The sequence below is a fragment of the Streptomyces sp. NPDC048185 genome (genome assembly GCF_043202495.1).
Taxonomy (GTDB): domain Bacteria; phylum Actinomycetota; class Actinomycetes; order Streptomycetales; family Streptomycetaceae; genus Streptomyces.
This window is the reverse complement of the sequence record NZ_JBIDAN010000001.1, coordinates 380,656-398,685: the sequence shown is the minus strand read 5'-3', so window position 1 is coordinate 398,685 and position 18,030 is coordinate 380,656. Positions and strand designations below refer to the sequence as shown.

Genomic DNA, 18,030 nt, shown 5'->3' with positions numbered 1-18,030 from the left:
ACGCACCGGGGAGGCCGGCGCGTCACGGACACTGGATAGAGAGCGAACAGCCACGATGACGGTTCCCCTGCCGACCGACACGACGCGGTGGCGCTGCACCCTCTGCGGCAACCTCACCCGGTTCGACGTGACCCGTGCCTCGAAGGTCGTCGAGTACGTGCACCTCGATCTGGCCGGCGAGCCGACGGTCGAGGAGCGCGAGGTGCTCAGTGAGACCATCGAGTCGGTGCGGTGCCGCTGGTGCAATGCCGTGGACCAGGTGGAACTCGTGGACAGGCCGGGCGCCGGCTCCTGACGGGAGCGGGCTCCGCGGGCCGTGGTCCCGAACCGGGATCGCGCCCAGGCATGCGCAGGCAGCAGAGGCATTGGGGTGACGGATGGTGGAGACACACGGCGGGGGGCCGGGCGACGGCGCCGCTGAGGTGCTCGACCGCCCGCTGCCCGACGGAGTGCGGCGCAGGGTCGTGCAGATCGTGTCCGACGGCTTCGGCGGACTCACCCTCGGCGAACTGCCCGCACAGCTGAGACAGTACGCCCGCTTCGCCCCCAACCGCCGGGCCAAGTTCGCCGGCAACGCCATGGCCGCCGCCGTGGAGGGCGACACCCTGTTCCGGCAGCGGATCGGCGAGAAGTTCAGGGAGGCCCAGCCGGAGCTGGCCGGCGCCCTCGACTCCGGTTCGCCGCCCCCGGCCGCGGACCCCCTCGACGTGGCGGCCGCGGCCTACGTGCTGCGCCCGCACGGCTGGGTGAAGCTGGTGACCGCCGCCGGCGAGGAGGCGCAGCGCGCGGACGCCGAGCGCGCCGACGAGGAGAGCCGTGCGGAGCTGGAGCGGCTGCACGAGGAGCTGGAGCGGGCCCGGGAGCACACCAGGACCGAGACGGAGCGGCTGCGCGGCGAGCTGGACGCGGCGAAGAAGGAGGCCGAGTCGCTGCACCGCAAGCTGCGTTCCGCCCTCAGCGACGTCAAGCGCGGCGAGGCGGCCCTGCGGAAGGTGCGGGACGAGATAGACACCGTCCGCACCGAGGCCAACGCCCAGGTGTCCGCCGCCGAGAGCGAGAGCCGGCGGCTCAAGGCCCGCCTCGGCGAGACGGAGGCCGCGCTGGAGGCCAGCCGCAGGGCGGCCCGCGAGGGGCGCAGCGTCGAGGACATGCGGGTACGGCTGCTCCTGGACACGCTGCTGGACGCCACGCAGGGGCTGCGCCGGGAGCTCGCGCTGCCGCCGGTGTCGGCGCGGCCCGCGGAGACCGTGGACGCCGTCGAGCCCGGCCGGATGACCCCCAAGGACATCGCCGCCCGCGCCCTGTCCGAGCACGACCCCGCCATCCTCGACCAGTTGCTGGCGCTGCCCCAGGCGCATCTGGTCGTCGACGGCTACAACGTCACCAAGACCGGCTATCCGCAGATGCCGCTGGAGAAGCAGCGGCTGCGCCTGCTCGGCCAGCTCTCCCAGCTCGCCGCGCAGACCGGCGCCGAGACGACCTGCGTCTTCGACGGGGCCGAACTGGCGGCGCCGGTGCTGCTGGCACCGCCGCGCGGGGTGCGGGTGCTGTTCTCCAAGCCGGGCGTCACCGCCGACGAGCTGATCCGCCAGCTCGTGCGGGCCGAACCGCCGGGCCGTCCGGTCATCGTCGTCTCCACCGACCGCGAGGTCGCCGACGGGGTGGCGAAGGCGGGTGCGCGACCCGTGGCCTCCGTGGTCCTCCTCAAGCGGTTCTCGCACGGCTGACCCCTGGGCGGTATGCCCCCGGGGCGCCGTCCGCCCCAAGCGCAACATAGGGCCCGCTTGCCCGAATTGAGGGGGCGCCGGTGCGACGCGCTGTCAAGGTCGCCTCACCGCACGTGAGTTCACGGCAAAATATGCCTCTCGGGTCTCACTATTTTCACCTGAGGATTTGAACTCATCACGACTTGGTCACTAGGGTCTGCCTTCGAACCCGCGATCGGGTGATCCCCCTCGAGAAGGAGCTCGACTCCGTGGCGTCCCACCGTCGTCCCAAGCAGCCGAGCCGCACGCGCGTGACCGTGCTCACCACCGCCGCGGCAGCCGCAGTCGCTCTCAGCTCGCAGGCGGCCAACGCCGCGCCGAGCGAGAAGCCGAGCAAGGACGAGGTCAAGGCCAAGGTCGACAAGCTCTACGAAGAGGCGGAGCAGGCCACCGAGAAGTACAACGGGGCCAAGGAGAAGCAGGAGAAGCTCCAGGAGGAGATCTCCACCATCCAGGACAACGTCGCCCGCGGCCAGGAGGAGCTCAACGAGCTGCGCGACGGCCTCGGTTCGATGGCCAGTGCCCAGTACCGCTCCGGCGGCATCGACCCCTCCCTCCAGCTCTTCCTGTCCGCCGACCCGGACGACTACCTGGACAAGGCCTCCACGCTCGACCAGCTCAGCGGTCAGCAGGTCGAGGCCCTCAAGAAGATCCAGGAGAAGCAGCGCGACCTCGCCCAGCAGCGCGCCGAGGCCTCCAAGAAGCTCAAGGACCTCTCCGCCACCCGCACCGAACTGGGCAAGAAGAAGAAGGAAGTCCAGGGCAAGCTCTCCTCGGCCCAGAAGCTCCTCAACACGCTCACCGCCGCGGAGAAGGCCGCCCTCACCGCCGAGCAGGACCGCGCCACCCGCAGCAGCGAGCGCGAGGCCCTCTCCGGTTCCACGGCGTCCGCCTCCGGCCGCGCCGGCGCGGCGTTCTCCGCCGCCCAGAGCAAGATCGGCACCCCGTACGTCTACGGCGCCACCGGCCCGTCCTCCTTCGACTGCTCGGGCCTCACCTCCTGGGCCTACGCGCAGGCCGGTGTCGGCATACCCCGCACCTCCGAGGCCCAGGCCAACTACGGCACGCGCATCTCGTCGATGAGCGACCTCCAGGTCGGCGACCTCGTCTTCTTCTTCAACGACCTGCACCACGTGGGCCTCTACGCCGGCAACGGCCAGGTCCTGCACGCGCCGCGGACCGGCACGGTCGTCCGCTACGAGTCGATGAGCACCATCGGCGGCCCCTTCATGTGGGGCGTCCGCGTCTGATCCCCGCTGCGGGAACGACCGGGAACCCACCGGGAACGTCCCGCCCGTGCCGCCCGTTCGGGCGAATCACGGCACGACGTTCTGACCGCCCGCCCCGCCGGTGACCTGCGTCAGCGGCGGGGCGTCGCGTCGCGCGCCCTTCCGAGGTCGTTGGTCGCCGCCCCGCCGCGAGGCTACTGTCTGCCGCGTTTCCCGTCCGCCAGCGGAAGGAGTGCGGCTTCCCGTGGGGTCCCATCGCCGCCTTGCACCGTCCGGGTTCGATCGCGGCGCCACCGCCGCCATCGGCCTCCTCTCCGTCGCCACCGCCGTCCTGGGCGCCGTTCCGGCGGCCGTGGCCGCGCCGCACGACGACACACGTGCCGAGGTGGACCGCCTCCACACGGAGGCGGAGCAGGCGACCGAGGCCTACAACAAGGCCGACGAGCGCACCGACGCCCTGCGCGAGGAGGTCGACGCCGCGCAGGACGAGATGGCCCGCAAGCAGGAGCGGATCAACACCATGCGGGACGGGCTCGGCTCGCTCGCCGGGGCCCAGTACCGCTCGGGGGGCGTCGACCCGTCCCTCGTCCTGCTGCTCTCCGCCGATCCGGACGACTACCTGGACAAGGCCTCCGTGCTCGACCGGATCACCACCCACCAGGCCGGTGAACTCCGGGAGCTCCGGGGCGCCCTGCGCGAACTCTCCCAGGACCGCGCCGAGGCCGCGCGCAAGCTGGCCGAGCTGGAGAAGGGCCGCAAGGCCGTCGCCGCCCACAAGAAGACCGTCGAGCACAAGCTCGCCGAGGCACGGCGGCTGCTCGCCACCCTCCCGGCCGGTGACCGTGCCGCCTACGGCCGCGCCTCCCGCTCCGGCCGCGCCGACCTGCCCGCCCTCGGCAGCGCCGTGCCCGCCTCCGGACGGTCGGCGGCCGCCTTGGCCGCCGCCCGCTCCGCGCTCGGGCGGCCCTACGTCTGGGGCGCCAACGGCCCCTCCGGCTTCGACTGCTCGGGCCTGACCCAGTGGGCGTACGCCCAGGCCGGCGTCGGACTGCCGCGCACCTCCCAGGCGCAGCGGTACGCGGGCCGGCGGATCCCGCTCTCCGAGGCGCGGCCCGGCGACCTGGTCGCCTACCGGGACGACGCCAGCCACATCGGCATGTACGCCGGCAACGGCCAGGTGATCCACGCCCCGTACCCCGGCGCCCCGGTGCGCTACGACCCGGTCGGCATGATGCCGGTCTCCTCGGTCACCCGGGTCTGACCTCCCCGATCCCCGGCCCCCGCGGCCCGGCGCCCGTACGATCGGAGAGGTGGCTGGTCGAAGGCGGGTGTCGGGTTCCTCGGTGGTGGCGCTGTGCCTGCTGCTGGTCTCCCTCGTGGCCTGCGGCGGCCGGACCGCGGCCGACCCCGTCCGGGCCGAGGTGCAGCGGGTCCTGGACCGGCGTGCGGCGGCCGTCCTCGCCCACGACCGGGCCGCCTGGGCCCGCACCGGCACCGGGACCGGCTTCGGCAACCTGAGCGCGGTGCCGCTGGCCGCCTGGTCGTACCGCGTGACCGGCCTGCACCGCACCGGCGACACCGCCACCGCCGACGTCGACCTCAGCTACCGCATCGACGGCTACGACCCGGGTGCCGTCACGACCGCCCGGACCGTGCGGCTGAGCCGGGAGCGGGACGGACGGTGGTCCGTCGACTCCGACCGGCCCGCGAAGCGGTCCGGCCAGCAGCCGTGGGACCAGGGCCCGGTGCGGGTGGTGCGGGGCGAGCACAGCCTCGTCCTCGGCGTCGGGCAGCCCACCGCGGCGCTGCGCGGCTACGCGGACCTCGCCGACCGCGCCGTGCCGGCCGTGTCCGACGCCTGGGACGGCGACTGGGCCCGCCGGATCGTCGTCCTGGTGCCGGGGTCGCTGGAGGGGATGGCCGGGCTGCTCGGCTCGCCCGCCTCCTCCTACCGGGGCATCGCGGCGGTCACCACCGGCGAGACGGGCGGCCGGGAGCCCGCGCCCGCGGACCGGGTCATCGTCAACCCCGACGCCTACGGGCTGCTCGGCAGCCTCGGCAAACAGGTCGTGCTCACCCACGAGACCACCCACGTCGCCACGCGCGCCCACACCACCGCCGCGACGCCGCTGTGGCTGTCCGAGGGCTACGCCGACTGGGTCGGCTACCGCGCCGACGGACGCGCGCCGTCCCAGGCCGCCTCCGAGCTGACCCGCGCGGTGTCCGAGGGCCGGCTGCCCGGCGGACTGCCCACGGACGAGGACTTCGGCTTCACCGGCGAGGCGGACGCACTCGCCCGGGCCTACGAGGGCGGCTGGCTGGCCTGCCGGATGATCGCCGACCAGTGGGGCGAGGACCGGCTGGACGCCTTCTACCGGGCCGTGGGCGCGCACGACGGGCGCGCGGGCGCCGTCGAGGACGCGATGCGGGACGTGCTCGGCACGACCCGGGACGCGTTCACGGCGCGGTGGCGGGAGTACCTGCGCGAGCAGCTCGGCTGAACGGGGTACGGCCGCCGGCGGTCAGCGCGCGACCGGGGCCTCGTCGGCACGGGCCGGGCGGGGCGGCAGCGGGGCGTCGCCGCGGCGCCGCACGGTGTCCCGCCACAGGACGCGGGCCCCGACGAGCGCGGCGGCCACCAGCAGGCCGTTGCGGACGAACAGCAGCGTGGTGCCGAGCGTGTCGCTCGCCACCACATGGCCGAACCAGACCGGGAACTCCAGCACCGTCACCAGGCTCGCCGCCAGCACCAGGGCCACCGGCACCCGCATCCGGCCGGCCCGGAAACATCCGCAGACCGCCCCGACGCCGATCAGCCACACCATGTACTGCGGGCTGATCACCCGGCTGGTGACCGTGAACATCAGCACCGCCACGAAGGCCGCGTCCGCCGCCGTGTGCGCCTCGAACCGGGACGCCGCCACCCGCCACAGCAGCAGCCAGCCGAACGCCGCGCCGGTCAGCGCCAGCGCGGCCGTGCTCACCGTCTCCACGTGCGGGCCGAGGAACTCCACGGAGCCGTAGTTGAGCAGCACCTGCCCCTCCCAGCCGGCGTGCCGGGCGACGTGGAAGACCAGCGAGCCCAGCGACTCCACCTCGGTGCCCCGGTCGCGCTGGAACGTCAGGAAGGCGAACGCCCCCGGCATCGCCGCCGCGAACAGGGCCGCCAGCCCGGCACCGGTCAGCGCGGCGGCCACCCACGTCGCCCGCCGGCGGACGCCCAGGAGGACCAGCACGGGCCACACCTTCAGCAGCGCCCCGAGAGCCGCCAGCATCCCCGCCGCCCGCGGATGCCGGCCCGCGGCCAGCAGCGCGGCCACCGCGACGGCGGTGACCATCACGTCGTAGCGGGCGTACACCGTCGGCCCGAGCAGCGGCACGCCCACCACCCACACCCAGGCGCCCAGCGCCGACCGGCCGGCACCGCGGCCCCCGTACCGCAGCAGGACGAGGACGACCAGGTCGGCCGCGCAGGCCAGGACGAAGAAGGCCGTCGGGTAGTCGAGGAAGGGCAGCAGCGCCGGGGAGAGGATCGGGAGGGCGGCGGCGGGCGGGTACTGCCAGGTGACGTCGTCCGACGGAAACGTTCCGCCGGACAGGACGTCGTACCAGCCCCGGTAGATGACCGACACGTCGCTGGTGACGTCCGGGCCCGGGAAGACCCACACCTTGAGCACGAACAGCAGCAGCACCAGCCGCGTCGCGGCCCAGGCGGCGAGCAGCCCGGCCGCCGGCAGCCAGGCCGGGGACCGCCCCGTGTCCGTCGTCTCCACGTCACTCCGCCCGTTCCGCGCCCGTCCGCGCCCGTCCTGCTGGTCGGGCCATGATGTCCCGAACACCTGTCTGTGTGCCAGCGGCACGGCCGGGCCCCGCCCCCTGCCGCCCGTTCGGTAGGGTCGGCGGCGATGCGCAAGACCTTGATCGTGACGAACGACTTCCCGCCCCGCCCGGGCGGCATCCAGGCCTTCCTGCACAACATGGCGCTGCGCCTGGACCCCGAGCGGCTGGTCGTCTACGCCTCCACCTGGAAGCGGAGCCGCGAGGGCATTGAGGCCACCGCCGCCTTCGACGCCGAGCAGCCCTTCACCGTCGTCCGGGACCGTACGACGATGCTGCTGCCGACGCCGGGCGCCACCCGGCGGGCGGCCGGGCTGCTGCGCGAGCACGGGTGCACGTCGGTCTGGTTCGGGGCGGCGGCGCCCCTCGGTTTGATGGCGCCCGCCCTCCGGAAGGCGGGCGCCGAGCGGATCGTCGCCACCACCCACGGCCACGAGGCCGGCTGGGCCCAGCTGCCCGCCGCCCGGCAACTGCTGCGCCGGATCGGGGAGTCGACGGACACGATCACCTACCTCGGCGAGTACACGCGCTCGCGGATCGCGGGCGCGCTGACGCCCGCGGCGGCCGCGCGGATGGTGCAGTTGCCGCCGGGCGTGGACGAGAAGACCTTCCACCCGGACAGCGGCGGTGACGACGTGCGGGCCCGGCTCGGGCTGACCGACCGGCCCGTCGTGGTCTGCGTCTCGCGGCTGGTGCCGCGCAAGGGCCAGGACACGCTGATCCGGGCGATGCCGCGCATCCTCGCCGCCGAGCCGGACGCCGTCCTGCTGATCGTCGGCGGCGGCCCCTACGAGAAGGAGCTGCGCCGCCTCGCCCAGGACACCGGCGTCGCCGCCTCCGTCCGCTTCACGGGTGCCGTGCCGTGGGCCGAGCTGCCCGCGCACTACGGCGCCGGCGACGTCTTCGCCATGCCGTGCCGCACCCGGCGGGGCGGGCTGGACGTCGAGGGACTCGGCATCGTCTACCTCGAGGCCTCCGCGACCGGCCTGCCCGTCGTCGCCGGCGACTCGGGCGGCGCCCCGGACGCGGTGCTCGACGGCGAGACGGGCTGGGTCGTCCGCGGCGACTCGCAGGACGAGACCGCCGACCGGGTCACCGCCCTCCTCGCCGACCCGGAGCTGCGCCGCCGGATGGGCGAGCGGGGACGGTCCTGGGTCGAGGAGAAGTGGCGCTGGGACCTGCTCGCGGACCGCCTGAAGGCCCTGCTCTGACGCCGCGTCAGGGCGCGATCCACGGAAGGCACGAGAGCCATGGCCGAGCAAGGGCCCGAGATCATCGCACGCGAGATCCTGCGCCTAGACGCCCTGTCCGAGCGGGAGGGGCACCGCATGGGCAAGGAATGGCGCAAGCGTACGCAGACCCGCCGGGAAGCCCTCGTGTGGGCGCTGCACGTCGTGCTGACGAGCGACCCGACCACGCCTCCGGGGGATGCCGCGGAGAGTTTCCTGGGCGCCCTGGCAGGTCGCTGAACGAGCGTGGGGGAGGCGCCTCGCCCGTGAGGCGGGAGGCGCCCGGCCCGGCTACTTGGCGTAGAGCGCCTCGATCTCGTCGGCGTAGTCCTTCGCCACCACGTTCCGCTTCAGCTTCAGCGACGGGGTCAAGTGCCCCGACTCCTCCGAGAACTGCGCGCCGAGAACCCGGAACTTCCGGACCGACTCGGCCTTGGACACCGCCGCGTTGCCGTCGTCGACCGCCGACTGGATGGTGGCGAGCAGGTCCGGGTCGTCCCGCAGCGACGCCGCCGTCGAGCCGGCCGGCTTGCCGTGGTCCGCGCACCAGCGGCCGAGGAACTCCTCGTCCACGGTGACCAGCGCGCCCACGAACGGCCGCCCGTCGCCGACCACCATGCACTCCGCGACCAGCGCGTGCGCCCGGATGCGGTCCTCGATCACGGCCGGGGCGACGTTCTTGCCGCCGGCCGTGACGATGATCTCCTTCTTGCGGCCGGTGATGCGCAGGTAGCCGTCCTCGTCGAGGGTGCCGATGTCCCCGGTGTGGAACCAGCCGTCGGCCAGCGCCTCCGCGGTCGCCCCCGGGTTGTTCCAGTACTCCTTGAACAGGTGCTCGCCGTGCAGCAGCACCTCGCCGTCGTCGGCGATCCGCACCACCGAGCCGGGCAGCGGCTGGCCGACCGTGCCGATCTTCTGCCGGTCCCAGGGGTTGAAGGCGGTGGCCGCGCAGGACTCGGTCAGGCCGTAGCCCTCCAGCACCGTGAAGCCGATGCCGCGGAAGAAGTGGCCGAGGCGCTCGCCGAGCGGCGCGCCGCCGGAGATGGCGTACTCGCCGCGCCCGCCGAGGACCGTGCGGAGCTTGCTGTAGACGAGCTTGTCGAAGACCTTGTGCTTGATCTTCAGGCCGACGGACGGGCCCGCCGGGGTGTCCAGCGCCTTGCTGTAGGCGATCGCCGTGTCGGCGGCCTTGTCGAAGATCTTGCCCTTGCCGTCGGCCTGCGCCTTGGCGCGCGCCGAGTTGTAGACCTTCTCGAAGACGCGCGGCACGCCCAGGATCAGCGTGGGCCGGAACGCGGCCAGTTCGTCGGTGAGGTTCTTGATGTCCGGGACGCAGCCCAGCTTGATCGGCGCGATCATCGGCGCGACCTGCACGAGGCGGCCGAAGACGTGCGCGAGCGGGAGGAACAGCAGGACGGAGCACTCGCCCGTGCGGAACAGCGGGCGCAGGCGCTCGACGACGTTGCCGCACTCGGCGAAGAAGCTGCGGTGGGTGAGCACACAGCCCTTGGGGCGGCCGGTGGTGCCCGAGGTGTAGACGATGGTCGCCGGGTCGTCGGCCTTCGCGATCGAGCTGCGCTCCTCGACCGCCTCGTCCGTGACGTCCCCGCCGAGACGTTCCAGTTCCGCCACGGCCCCGGCGTCGATCTGCCAGACGTTCTTGAGGGCGGGAAGCTGCTCGCGGACCGACTCCACGGCGGCGGCGTGCCCGGCCGACTCCACGACGCACGCCGTGGCGCCCGAGTCGCTGAGGATCCACTGCACCTGCTCCGGCGAACTGGTCTCGTACACCGGCACGGTGATCGCGCCCGCGCTCCAGATCGCGAAGTCCAGCAGGGTCCACTCGTAGCGCGTACGGGACATCAGCCCGACCCGGTCGCCCGGCTGGACACCGGAGGCGATGAGGCCCTTGGCGGCGGCGTGGACCTCGGCGAGGAAGGCGCGGGCGGTCACGTCCTGCCAGGCACCGCCGGCCTTGCGGGCGATGACGGCGACATCGGGGTGCTGCGCGGCGTTTCTGCGGACGATGTCGGTCAGATTTCCGTCCGCAGGGACCTCGTACAAAGCCGGAAGGCTGAACTCGCGCAAGACTGCTGCTCCTCATAGGGCGCCGGCGCCACGACGTTGTGCGATGCGACGGTGCGGTCCAAGGCTCGGGCAAGTGCTCGGGAAAACACATGCGGCTTTCACATGTTGAAAACCAGAGCACGACTGGACTGCCCGGACGTTACCCGCCGGTATGGCGTCTCCGACAGGGGGTCCCCGCGAGATGTTCGCTGCGTCACACGGATGGGGTTTCCTTGGCGCAGAGTAGTCGACGCCTCGACCGACCAGCCAGTAACCGCAGGTCCGGCCGCCACTGTTCACGCATGGCGCACACACTTACGCTTGATCGCCATGGCACCCACACCGGCCGGCAACACGACGACACGCGTCCACGTGGTGAGCGACGTGCACGGCAACGCACGCGACCTGGCCAGGGCCGGCGACGGCGCCGACGCCCTGATCTGCCTGGGGGACCTGGTCCTCTTCCTCGACTACGCCGACCACTCGCGGGGCATCTTCCCCGACCTGTTCGGCAAGGACAACGCCGACCGCATCGTGGAGCTGCGCACCGCCCGCCGCTTCGCCGAGGCGCGGGAGCTGGGGGCCCGGCTGTGGGCGGGCGTCGGCGACGACCGGGCACGGCTGATCGAGCGGGCCGTGCGCGGGCAGTACGCCGAGCTGTTCGCCGCGTTCCCCACACCGACGTACGCCACCTACGGCAACGTCGACATGCCGCAGCTGTGGCCGGAGTACGCCGGACCGGGCACGACCGTGCTGGACGGGGAGCGCGTCGAGATCGGGGGCCGGGTCTTCGGCTTCGTCGGCGGCGGCCTGCGCACCCCGATGCGCACGCCGTACGAGATGAGCGACGAGGAGTACGCCGCGAAGATCGAGGCCGTCGGCGAGGTGGACGTGCTGTGCACGCACATCCCGCCGGAGGTGCCGGAACTCGTCTACGACACGGTGGCGCGGCGCTTCGAGCGGGGCAGCCGCGCGCTGCTGGACGCGATCCGGCGGACCCGGCCGCGCTACGCCCTCTTCGGCCACGTGCACCAGCCGCTGGTGCGGCGGATGCGCATCGGGGCGACCGAGTGCGTGAACGTCGGCCACTTCGCGTCGACGGGGAAACCCTGGGCGCTGGAGTGGTGAGCCCGCGCGGCCGGACTGTCGCAGGCAGGTGGTGACATCCGCTTCGCCCGTGCGCGATAGCCTTCACGCGGCACACACGATCCTCAGTACCGGCCCGCATCTGGAGGAGCCACGGCGATGGCGGAACACACCAGCTCGAGCATCACGATCGAGGCGGCACCGGCCGACGTCATGGAGGTGATCGCCGACTTCGCCCGCTACCCGGACTGGACCGGTGAGGTGAAGGAGGCGCAGGTCCTCGCGAGCGACGCGCAGGGCCGTGCCGAGCAGGTGCGACTCGTCATGGACGCCGGGGCGATCAAGGACGACCAGACGCTGGCCTACACCTGGACGGGTGCGCACGAGGTGTCCTGGACGCTGGTCAAGTCCCAGATGCTGCGCTCGCTCGACGGCTCCTACCTGCTCCGGCCGGCGGGCACGGGCACGGAGGTCACGTACCGGCTCACGGTCGACGTCAAGATCCCGATGCTCGGCATGATCAAGCGCAAGGCCGAGAAGGTCATCATCGACCGGGCGCTGGCAGGCCTGAAGAAGCGCGTGGAGTCGGCCCCGAAGTAACCGGCACCGCCGTCGTCCCCGGCCGGTGCCGGCGACGCGCCGCCGGCGGGGCGGCGCGGCAGGTCGGCGCGGTCGCCCGGCGCGGCCGCGGAGGTAGCGTTCAGCCTCATGCGCACCATCCTGATCACGGGCCCGGGCGGCAGCGGGCGTACGACCCTCGCGGCCGCCACCGCGCTCGCCGCCGCCCGTGCCGGCACCCGCACCCTCCTGCTCGGCGCCGACCGGGACGACACCCTCGGCGCCGCGCTCGGGATGCGCACCGGCCCGGAACCGGCCCCCGTCGAACCCGGCCTCACGGTCCGGCGGCCCGACGCCGCCCAGGGCTTCCGGGACGGCCTCGCCGCGCTCCAGGACCGCGCCGCCTCCGCTCTCGACCTGCTCGGCGCCGCCCGCCTGGACGCCGAGGAGCTCACCCCCCTGCCCGGCGCCGAGGAGCTCGCCCTGCTGCGCGCCGTGCGCGACGCCGCCCTCGCCGAGGCGCACGACCTCCTCGTCGTCGACCTCCCGCCCGCCCCGCGCGCCCTCGCCCTGCTCGCCCTCCCCGAGGAACTGCGCCGCTACCTGCGCCGCCTGCTCCCGCCGGAGCGACAGGCCGCCCGCGCCCTGCGTCCCGTCCTCGGCCGGCTCGCGGGCGTCCCCATGCCCGCCGAGTCGCTGTACGAGGCCGCCGGCCGCTGGGACCTGGAGCTGGCCGCCACCGAGGCCGTCCTCGCCGACCGGAACACCGTCGTACGGCTCGTCGCCGAGCCCGGCCCCGCCGGCGCCGACGCCGTCCGCACCGCCCGCCTCGGCCTCGCCCTGCGCGGCCTGCGCACCGACCTGCTGGTCGCCAACCGCGTCCTGCCCGAGGACGCCCCCGCGGACAGCCCGCTCGCCGGTCTCCTCGCCCAGCAGCGCAAGGCACTGGCGGAGTGGCAGGGCACGTACGACGTCCGCGCCGTCGCCCACCTGGGGCGCGACCCGCGGGGCACGGACGACCTGGCCGCCCTCGACGTGCCGGGCGTCAACCAGGAGGTCACCCCGGTCGAGTGGCGCGTGTCCGACCGGCTGGCCGACGACGGCGTCCTCGTCTGGCACATCCCCCTGCCCGGCGCCATACGCGACGATCTCGACCTGGTGAGGCGCGGCGACGAACTGGTCGTCACCACCGGCCCGTTCCGCCGGATCGTGCCGCTGCCGTCCGCGCTGCGCCGCTGCACCGTCGACGGCGCCGCCCTGCGGGAGGGCACCCTCGCCGTCCGGTTCGCGCCGGACCCCGGGCTGTGGCCGCGGGGACGCTGATCCCGCCACGCCCGTTCGGGTAACGTCGTAAGGACGAACCGTAGTCAGGAGTCCGTCATGAGCGAAGATCTCCCCCCGTCCGAGGCCGCTCGCCACGACGAGGCCGACGCGGTCGGGCCGGCCGACGCCGACGCCTGGGCGACGGCGTGCGCCGAGGACCTGGAGGCCGAGAAGGCCCGCCGCCGCGCCGAGTACGGGCCGCAGCCGGGCTCGGCCGCCGAGGAACTGCGCAGGCTCGTCGACACGGTCGCGGAGAAGCTGTCCGGCCTCCAGTCCCCGCTGCTCGGCCAGGTCGCCGGACCCGCCGCCCAGCAGGTGGTCCGGCAGGTCGTCCAGCAGGCCAAGGCCGCCGTCGAGCCGGTCATCGAGCGCAATCCGGCTGTTTTCGACCATCTCGCGGCGGCCGGCGGTGAACTCCTCGCCGCCTACCGCTCCGCCGTCCAGAACCAGGAGCGGCGCTGGACCACCGGGACGACGGGCGTCAACGACCCTCGTGACCTGGACGAACCCCGTGACGACGGCGACGAGGGCACCGGCGGCGGCCAGCGTATCGACTTGGACTGAGGCCCCCCTCGGGTACGGTTGGCCGTAGCGGGGCTCGACCGGAACTGAGGGATTCATGGGACTCACCATCGGCGTCGACATCGGCGGCACGAAGATCGCGGCCGGCGTGGTCGACGAGGAAGGCAACATCCTCTCTACCTTCAAGGTGCCGACCCCCACCACGCCCGAGGCCATCGTGGACGCCATCGCCTCGGCGGTGGAGGGCGCACGCGCGGGGCACGAGATCGTCGGCGTGGGCATCGGCGCCGCCGGGTACGTCAACCGCCAGCGCTCCGAGGTCTACTTCGCGCCGAACATCGACTGGCGCAACGAGCCGCTCAAGGAGAAGGTCGAGGCCCGCGTCGGGCTCCCGGTCGTCGTGGAGAACGACGCCAACGCCGCGGCCTGGGGCGAGTACAAGTTCGGCGCGGGCAAGGGCCACCGCAACGTCATCTGCATCACCCTCGGCACCGGCCTGGGCGGCGGCATCATCATCGGCAACAAGCTGCGCCGCGGCCACTTCGGCGTGGCCGCCGAGTTCGGCCACATCCGCATGGTGCCGGACGGCCTGCTGTGCGGCTGCGGTTCGCAGGGGTGCTGGGAGCAGTATGCCTCCGGCCGCGCCCTCGTGCGCTACGCCAAGCAGCGCGCCAACGCCACCCCCGAGCGCGCCGAGGTGCTGCTCGCGCTGGGCGACGGCACCCCCGACGGCATCGAGGGCAAGCACATCTCGGTCGCCGCGCGGCAGGGCTGCCCGGTCGCCGTCGACTCCTACCGCGAGCTGGCCCGCTGGGCCGGCGCCGGCCTCGCCGACCTGGCCTCGCTCTTCGACCCGTCCGCCTTCATCGTCGGCGGCGGCCTCTCCGACGAGGGCGACCTGGTCCTGGACCCGATCCGCAAGTCGTACAAGCGCTGGCTGGTCGGGGGCAACTGGCGCCCCGTCGCCGACGTCATCGCGGCCCAGCTCGGCAACAAGGCCGGCCTGGTGGGCGCGGCCGACCTGGCCCGCGAGCCCGACCCGATCATGTAAAAGGCGCTCACGGCACGCCTCCAGGGGCGCGGGGCGGAGTCCCTTCGGGGCTCCGCCCCGCGGGCGCGACGAGCCACGACGCACCGGCAGTCGCCCACGCTCCTCGCGCCCCGAGCCGTGGGGCGTACTGTGATCCACATGGAGCCGCTCCCCAACTCCCGCACCGAACCCGACGGTTCCGCCGTCGTCCGGGTCCTCAGCTACAACATCCGCTCGATGCGCGACGACACCGACGCCCTCGCCCGCGTGATCGCCGCCTGCGCCCCCGACCTCGTCCTCCTCCAGGAGGCCCCCCGCTTCTTCCGCTGGCGCAAGAAGCTCGCCCGGCTCGCCGCGGCCTCCGGGCTGGTGATCCTCTCCGGGGGCGCCACGGCCGCCGGACCGGCCCTCCTGTGCTCCCTGCGGGCCACCGTGGAGCGCACCGAGGACGTCCTGCTCCCGCTCACCCCCGGACTGCACCGCCGGGGCTTCGCCACCGCGGTGGTCCGCTTCGGCGGGGCCCGTCTCGGTGTCGTGAGCTGTCACCTGTCGCTGCAGAAGGACGAGCGGCACGCGCAGGCGGGCCTGCTCCTCGACCAGGTCGCGAAGATGGGCGTGGAGCACGTCGTGGCGGGCGGCGATCTGAACGAACGCCCCGGCGGCCCCGTCTTCCGGCGGCTCGGCGACGGGCTGCGGGACTGCTGGACCGTCGCGCCCTGGGGCGGCGAGTACACCTCCACCGCCACCGACCCGCACCAGCGCATCGACGCGGTCCTCACCACCGAGGGCGTCGAGGTGCTCGGCTGCGGGGTGCCGGCGGGGCTCCCCGGGGTGGCCGAGGACGACCTGAGGGCGGCCACGGACCACCTCCCGGTCCTGACCGCCCTCCGCGTGCCCGCGGCCTGAGAGCCTCCGCGCCCGGGCCGCCGCCGGCCTCAGACCACCGCGCCCCGCCCCGGGTCGTCGTCGTCCTCGTCGCCCGTGCGCATCCGCATGACCAGCGTGGCGAACCCGCCGAGGAAACCGCCGATGCCCAGGGTCTTCAGCCACCAGGTCATGTCCCAGCCGAGCACCACCGCCAGCAGGAGCAGCACCGGGCCGCCGATCACACCCAGCCAGGCGAACTTCGCCGTGGTGTCGCCCTCGGGCAGCGGCGGCGGCTCCGGCGGCACGAAGTGGCCCTCGTCGTCCTTGCCGAGATCGTCGTCGGAGGGCTCGGCCAGGCTGTGGTCGCGCGGCCCGACCCCCGGGGCGAAGGCGACGGAGCTGCCCAGCGGACGGGCCGACGCGGGCCGCTCCGGCTCGGGGCCGTCGTCGTTCGTCTCCGGCTCCAGGAGAGCCAGGTCCTCCACCGACTTGAACGGCTTGGCGCCCGGCGGGTCCGGCGGCTCCTCCCCGTACCCGGCGACGATCGCCGCCCAGGCCGCGTCCTCGTCGAAGGGCACGGACTGCTCCTCCGGCGCGCGCTCCTCCCCGGGGCCCGGCCCCTCGCGGCCCTCCCGTTCGACGTCCCGCTCGCGGTCCCGCTCCACGTTCCGCACCTCCTCCCGCTCTCCCCGCTCCTCCCGGTCCTCGCGGTCGGAGTCGTGCTCAGTCACCTGCGGCCGTCCCTTCCTCACCGGGGCCGGGCCCCGGCTCCTTGACGGAACCGGGCGCCAGCCGGCCGATGAACGCGATGCTCTCCGCGAAGATCCGGTCCGCGTCGTGGTCCAACGTCGCCACGTGGTAGCTCTGTTCCAGCAGGATCTCCGTCACGTCCGTCGACGACACCCGGCCGAGGACGCGCGCCGAGTCGGCCGGCGGCACCACATGGTCCTGAGGGCTGCGCAGCAGCAGCAGCGGCTGCGTGACCTGCGGCAGATCGCCGTCGGCGAGGCGGAAGAACGTACGCAGCGAGTGGGCCGCGTGCAGCGGCACCTTGTCGTACCCCAGCTCGGTGCCGAGCGGCTTGGCGATGTCGCTGGCGATGCCCCTGGTCGCGGGGAGCACGTGCCGCAGCACCGGCAGGGCGTGCTGGGCCACGCCGTGCATCCGGTTCGCCGGGTTGACGACCACGACGCCCGACACCGCGTCGCCGTGCTTCGCGGCCAGCCGCAGCGCCAGGGCCCCGCCCATCGACAGGCCGGCCACGAACACGCGTGAGCAGCGCTCCCGCAGGGCGCGCAGCTCGCGGTCCACCTCCGCGTACCAGTCCTGCCAGCCGGTGACCTGCATGTCCTCCCAACGGGTGCCGTGCCCGGGCAGCAGCGGCAGCGCGACGGTCAGGTCGCGCTCCGCCAGGTACCGGGCCCATGGGCGCAAGGACTGCGGGGAACCGGTGAAACCGTGGCAGAGGAGGACGCCGGTCTCCCCGCCCTCGTGGCGGAACGGCTCGGCTCCGGGCAGGACCGGCACGTCTCGGTCTCCTGTCGTCAGGGGGCCGGCACAGCCGGACCGTCGTAAGCGATTGACGCGTGTGCGGTACTTGCGGGTACTTCACCGTACGCGACCGCACTGACACCGACCAGGGCCGTCGGGGCCATTGACGGTGCTCCGGGATAGGGTCTGACCCACAGACACAGGAGGCACTCGGTTGTTGTACGGCGCGATGAAGGTCACCGTCGGGGGTTCGCTGAAGCTCGCCTTCCGGCCCTGGGTGGAAGGCCTGGAGCACATCCCGGCCGACGGCCCCGCCATCCTGGCGAGCAACCACCTGTCGTTCTCCGACTCGTTCTTCCTGCCGGCCGTCCTCGACCGCAAGGTGACCTTCATCGCCAAGGCCGAGTACTTCAACACGCCCGGGGTCAAGGGCCGGCTGACCGCCGCGTTCTTCAAGGGCGTCGGCCAGCTCCCCGTGGACCGCTCCGGCGCGCGCGGCGCCGGCGAGGCCGCCGTCAAGAGCGGCATAGAGGTCCTGGAGCGGGGCGAGCTGTTCGGCATCTACCCGGAGGGCACGCGGTCCCCGGACGGCAGGCTGTACCGCGGCAAGCCCGGCGGCCTCGCCCGCGTGGCGCTCGCCACCGGCGCCCCCGTGATCCCGGTCGCCATGATCGACACCGAGAAGATCCAGCCGCCCGGCAAGGTGGTGCCGAAGCTGATGCGCCCCGGCATCCGCATCGGCAAGCCCCTGGACTTCACCCGCTACCAGGGCATGGAGCACGACCGCTTCGTGCTCCGCGCGGTGACCGACGAGGTCATGTACGAGATCATGAAGCTCTCCGGCCAGGAGTACGTCGACATGTACGCGACCGCCATGAAGCGGCAGCTCGCGGATGCGGCGAAGGCCGAGAAGGAGGCGGGCAAGGCCGCGAAGGCGGCGCTCGCCCAGGCGGAGAAGGAACAGACCGCGAAGGAGAAGGCGGCCGAGCGGGACGGGGCCGCCGAGCAGGGGACCGAGCCCTAGC

Annotated in this window: 18 protein-coding genes; 14 read left to right on the top strand and 4 right to left on the bottom strand. The window is 73.6% G+C overall.

Annotated elements, in window-relative coordinates; all coding sequences use genetic code 11:
• Window positions 1-55 precede the first annotated feature (55 nt).
• From ACGF3H_RS01845 to ACGF3H_RS01825, 5 genes are all read left to right on the top strand, one after another.
• Window positions 56-295, top strand: coding sequence for a hypothetical protein (locus tag ACGF3H_RS01845; RefSeq protein ID WP_161168307.1), 240 nt, complete (start codon window positions 56-58; stop codon window positions 293-295).
• Window positions 296-377: 82 nt separating this feature from the next.
• Window positions 378-1,727 carry an NYN domain-containing protein gene (locus tag ACGF3H_RS01840; protein WP_362499808.1) on the top strand — a complete coding sequence of 450 codons (1,350 nt, stop codon included), beginning with the start codon at window positions 378-380 and terminating at the stop codon, window positions 1,725-1,727.
• Between the two features lie 248 nt (window positions 1,728-1,975).
• Window positions 1,976-3,016 carry an NlpC/P60 family protein gene (locus ACGF3H_RS01835; RefSeq protein ID WP_362499809.1) on the top strand — a complete coding sequence of 347 codons (1,041 nt, stop codon included), beginning with the start codon at window positions 1,976-1,978 and terminating at the stop codon, window positions 3,014-3,016.
• Between the two features lie 223 nt (window positions 3,017-3,239).
• Window positions 3,240-4,256: an NlpC/P60 family protein gene (locus ACGF3H_RS01830; protein ID WP_362499810.1), complete on the top strand. Its 1,017-nt coding sequence runs from the start codon at window positions 3,240-3,242 to the stop codon at window positions 4,254-4,256.
• Between the two features lie 49 nt (window positions 4,257-4,305).
• Window positions 4,306-5,496: a hypothetical protein gene (locus ACGF3H_RS01825; protein WP_362499811.1), complete on the top strand. Its 1,191-nt coding sequence runs from the start codon at window positions 4,306-4,308 to the stop codon at window positions 5,494-5,496.
• A gap of 21 nt (window positions 5,497-5,517) precedes the next feature.
• Here the strand turns inward: ACGF3H_RS01825 and ACGF3H_RS01820 are convergent, their stop codons facing one another.
• Window positions 5,518-6,768, bottom strand: coding sequence for a glycosyltransferase 87 family protein (locus tag ACGF3H_RS01820; protein WP_362499812.1), 1,251 nt, complete (start codon window positions 6,766-6,768; stop codon window positions 5,518-5,520).
• Between the two features lie 132 nt (window positions 6,769-6,900).
• Here ACGF3H_RS01820 and ACGF3H_RS01815 point away from each other — a divergent pair, with 132 nt between their 5' ends.
• A complete protein-coding gene (locus tag ACGF3H_RS01815) occupies window positions 6,901-8,043 on the top strand; it encodes a glycosyltransferase family 4 protein (RefSeq protein WP_362499813.1) in 1,143 nt (380 codons plus the stop codon).
• Between the two features lie 39 nt (window positions 8,044-8,082).
• Window positions 8,083-8,301 (top strand): hypothetical protein, encoded by a 219-nt coding sequence (locus ACGF3H_RS01810; protein ID WP_362499814.1) that lies wholly within the window; start codon window positions 8,083-8,085, stop codon window positions 8,299-8,301.
• A 51-nt stretch (window positions 8,302-8,352) separates the two neighbouring features.
• Here the strand turns inward: ACGF3H_RS01810 and ACGF3H_RS01805 are convergent, their stop codons facing one another.
• Complete coding sequence (locus ACGF3H_RS01805) at window positions 8,353-10,149, bottom strand: AMP-dependent synthetase/ligase (RefSeq protein ID WP_362499815.1); 1,797 nt, start codon at window positions 10,147-10,149, stop codon at window positions 8,353-8,355.
• A gap of 351 nt (window positions 10,150-10,500) precedes the next feature.
• Here ACGF3H_RS01805 and ACGF3H_RS01800 point away from each other — a divergent pair, with 351 nt between their 5' ends.
• The 6 genes from ACGF3H_RS01800 to ACGF3H_RS01775 all read left to right on the top strand — a co-directional run bounded on the left by ACGF3H_RS01800 (window position 10,501) and on the right by ACGF3H_RS01775 (window position 15,553).
• Window positions 10,501-11,256, top strand: a complete 756-nt coding sequence (locus ACGF3H_RS01800) for a metallophosphoesterase (protein WP_362499846.1) — start codon at window positions 10,501-10,503, stop codon at window positions 11,254-11,256.
• A 117-nt stretch (window positions 11,257-11,373) separates the two neighbouring features.
• The gene (locus ACGF3H_RS01795) at window positions 11,374-11,814 is read left to right on the top strand and encodes an SRPBCC family protein (protein WP_362499816.1); all 441 of its coding nucleotides are present in this window, start codon (window positions 11,374-11,376) and stop codon (window positions 11,812-11,814) included.
• A 108-nt stretch (window positions 11,815-11,922) separates the two neighbouring features.
• Window positions 11,923-13,095 carry an ArsA-related P-loop ATPase gene (locus ACGF3H_RS01790; protein WP_362499817.1) on the top strand — a complete coding sequence of 391 codons (1,173 nt, stop codon included), beginning with the start codon at window positions 11,923-11,925 and terminating at the stop codon, window positions 13,093-13,095.
• 57 nt (window positions 13,096-13,152) lie between these two features.
• Window positions 13,153-13,659: a DUF5304 domain-containing protein gene (locus tag ACGF3H_RS01785; protein ID WP_362499818.1), complete on the top strand. Its 507-nt coding sequence runs from the start codon at window positions 13,153-13,155 to the stop codon at window positions 13,657-13,659.
• Window positions 13,660-13,714: 55 nt separating this feature from the next.
• Complete coding sequence (locus ACGF3H_RS01780) at window positions 13,715-14,668, top strand: ROK family glucokinase (protein WP_189228211.1); 954 nt, start codon at window positions 13,715-13,717, stop codon at window positions 14,666-14,668.
• A 138-nt stretch (window positions 14,669-14,806) separates the two neighbouring features.
• Window positions 14,807-15,553: an endonuclease/exonuclease/phosphatase family protein gene (locus ACGF3H_RS01775; RefSeq protein ID WP_362499819.1), complete on the top strand. Its 747-nt coding sequence runs from the start codon at window positions 14,807-14,809 to the stop codon at window positions 15,551-15,553.
• A 29-nt stretch (window positions 15,554-15,582) separates the two neighbouring features.
• On the opposite strand, the gene ACGF3H_RS01770 is transcribed toward ACGF3H_RS01775, so the two are convergent.
• Both ACGF3H_RS01770 and ACGF3H_RS01765 read right to left on the bottom strand, forming a co-directional pair.
• The gene (locus ACGF3H_RS01770) at window positions 15,583-16,245 is read right to left on the bottom strand and encodes a hypothetical protein (protein WP_362499820.1); all 663 of its coding nucleotides are present in this window, start codon (window positions 16,243-16,245) and stop codon (window positions 15,583-15,585) included.
• The gene (locus ACGF3H_RS01765; RefSeq protein WP_362499821.1) at window positions 16,238-17,041 is read right to left on the bottom strand and encodes an alpha/beta fold hydrolase; all 804 of its coding nucleotides are present in this window, start codon (window positions 17,039-17,041) and stop codon (window positions 16,238-16,240) included. The genes ACGF3H_RS01770 and ACGF3H_RS01765 overlap by 8 nt, the downstream gene beginning before the upstream one ends.
• A gap of 193 nt (window positions 17,042-17,234) precedes the next feature.
• Here ACGF3H_RS01765 and ACGF3H_RS01760 point away from each other — a divergent pair, with 193 nt between their 5' ends.
• Entirely contained in the window at window positions 17,235-18,029 is a 795-nt protein-coding gene (locus tag ACGF3H_RS01760) for a lysophospholipid acyltransferase family protein (protein WP_362499847.1), read from the top strand.
• The last annotated feature ends 1 nt before the right edge of the window (window position 18,030 follow it).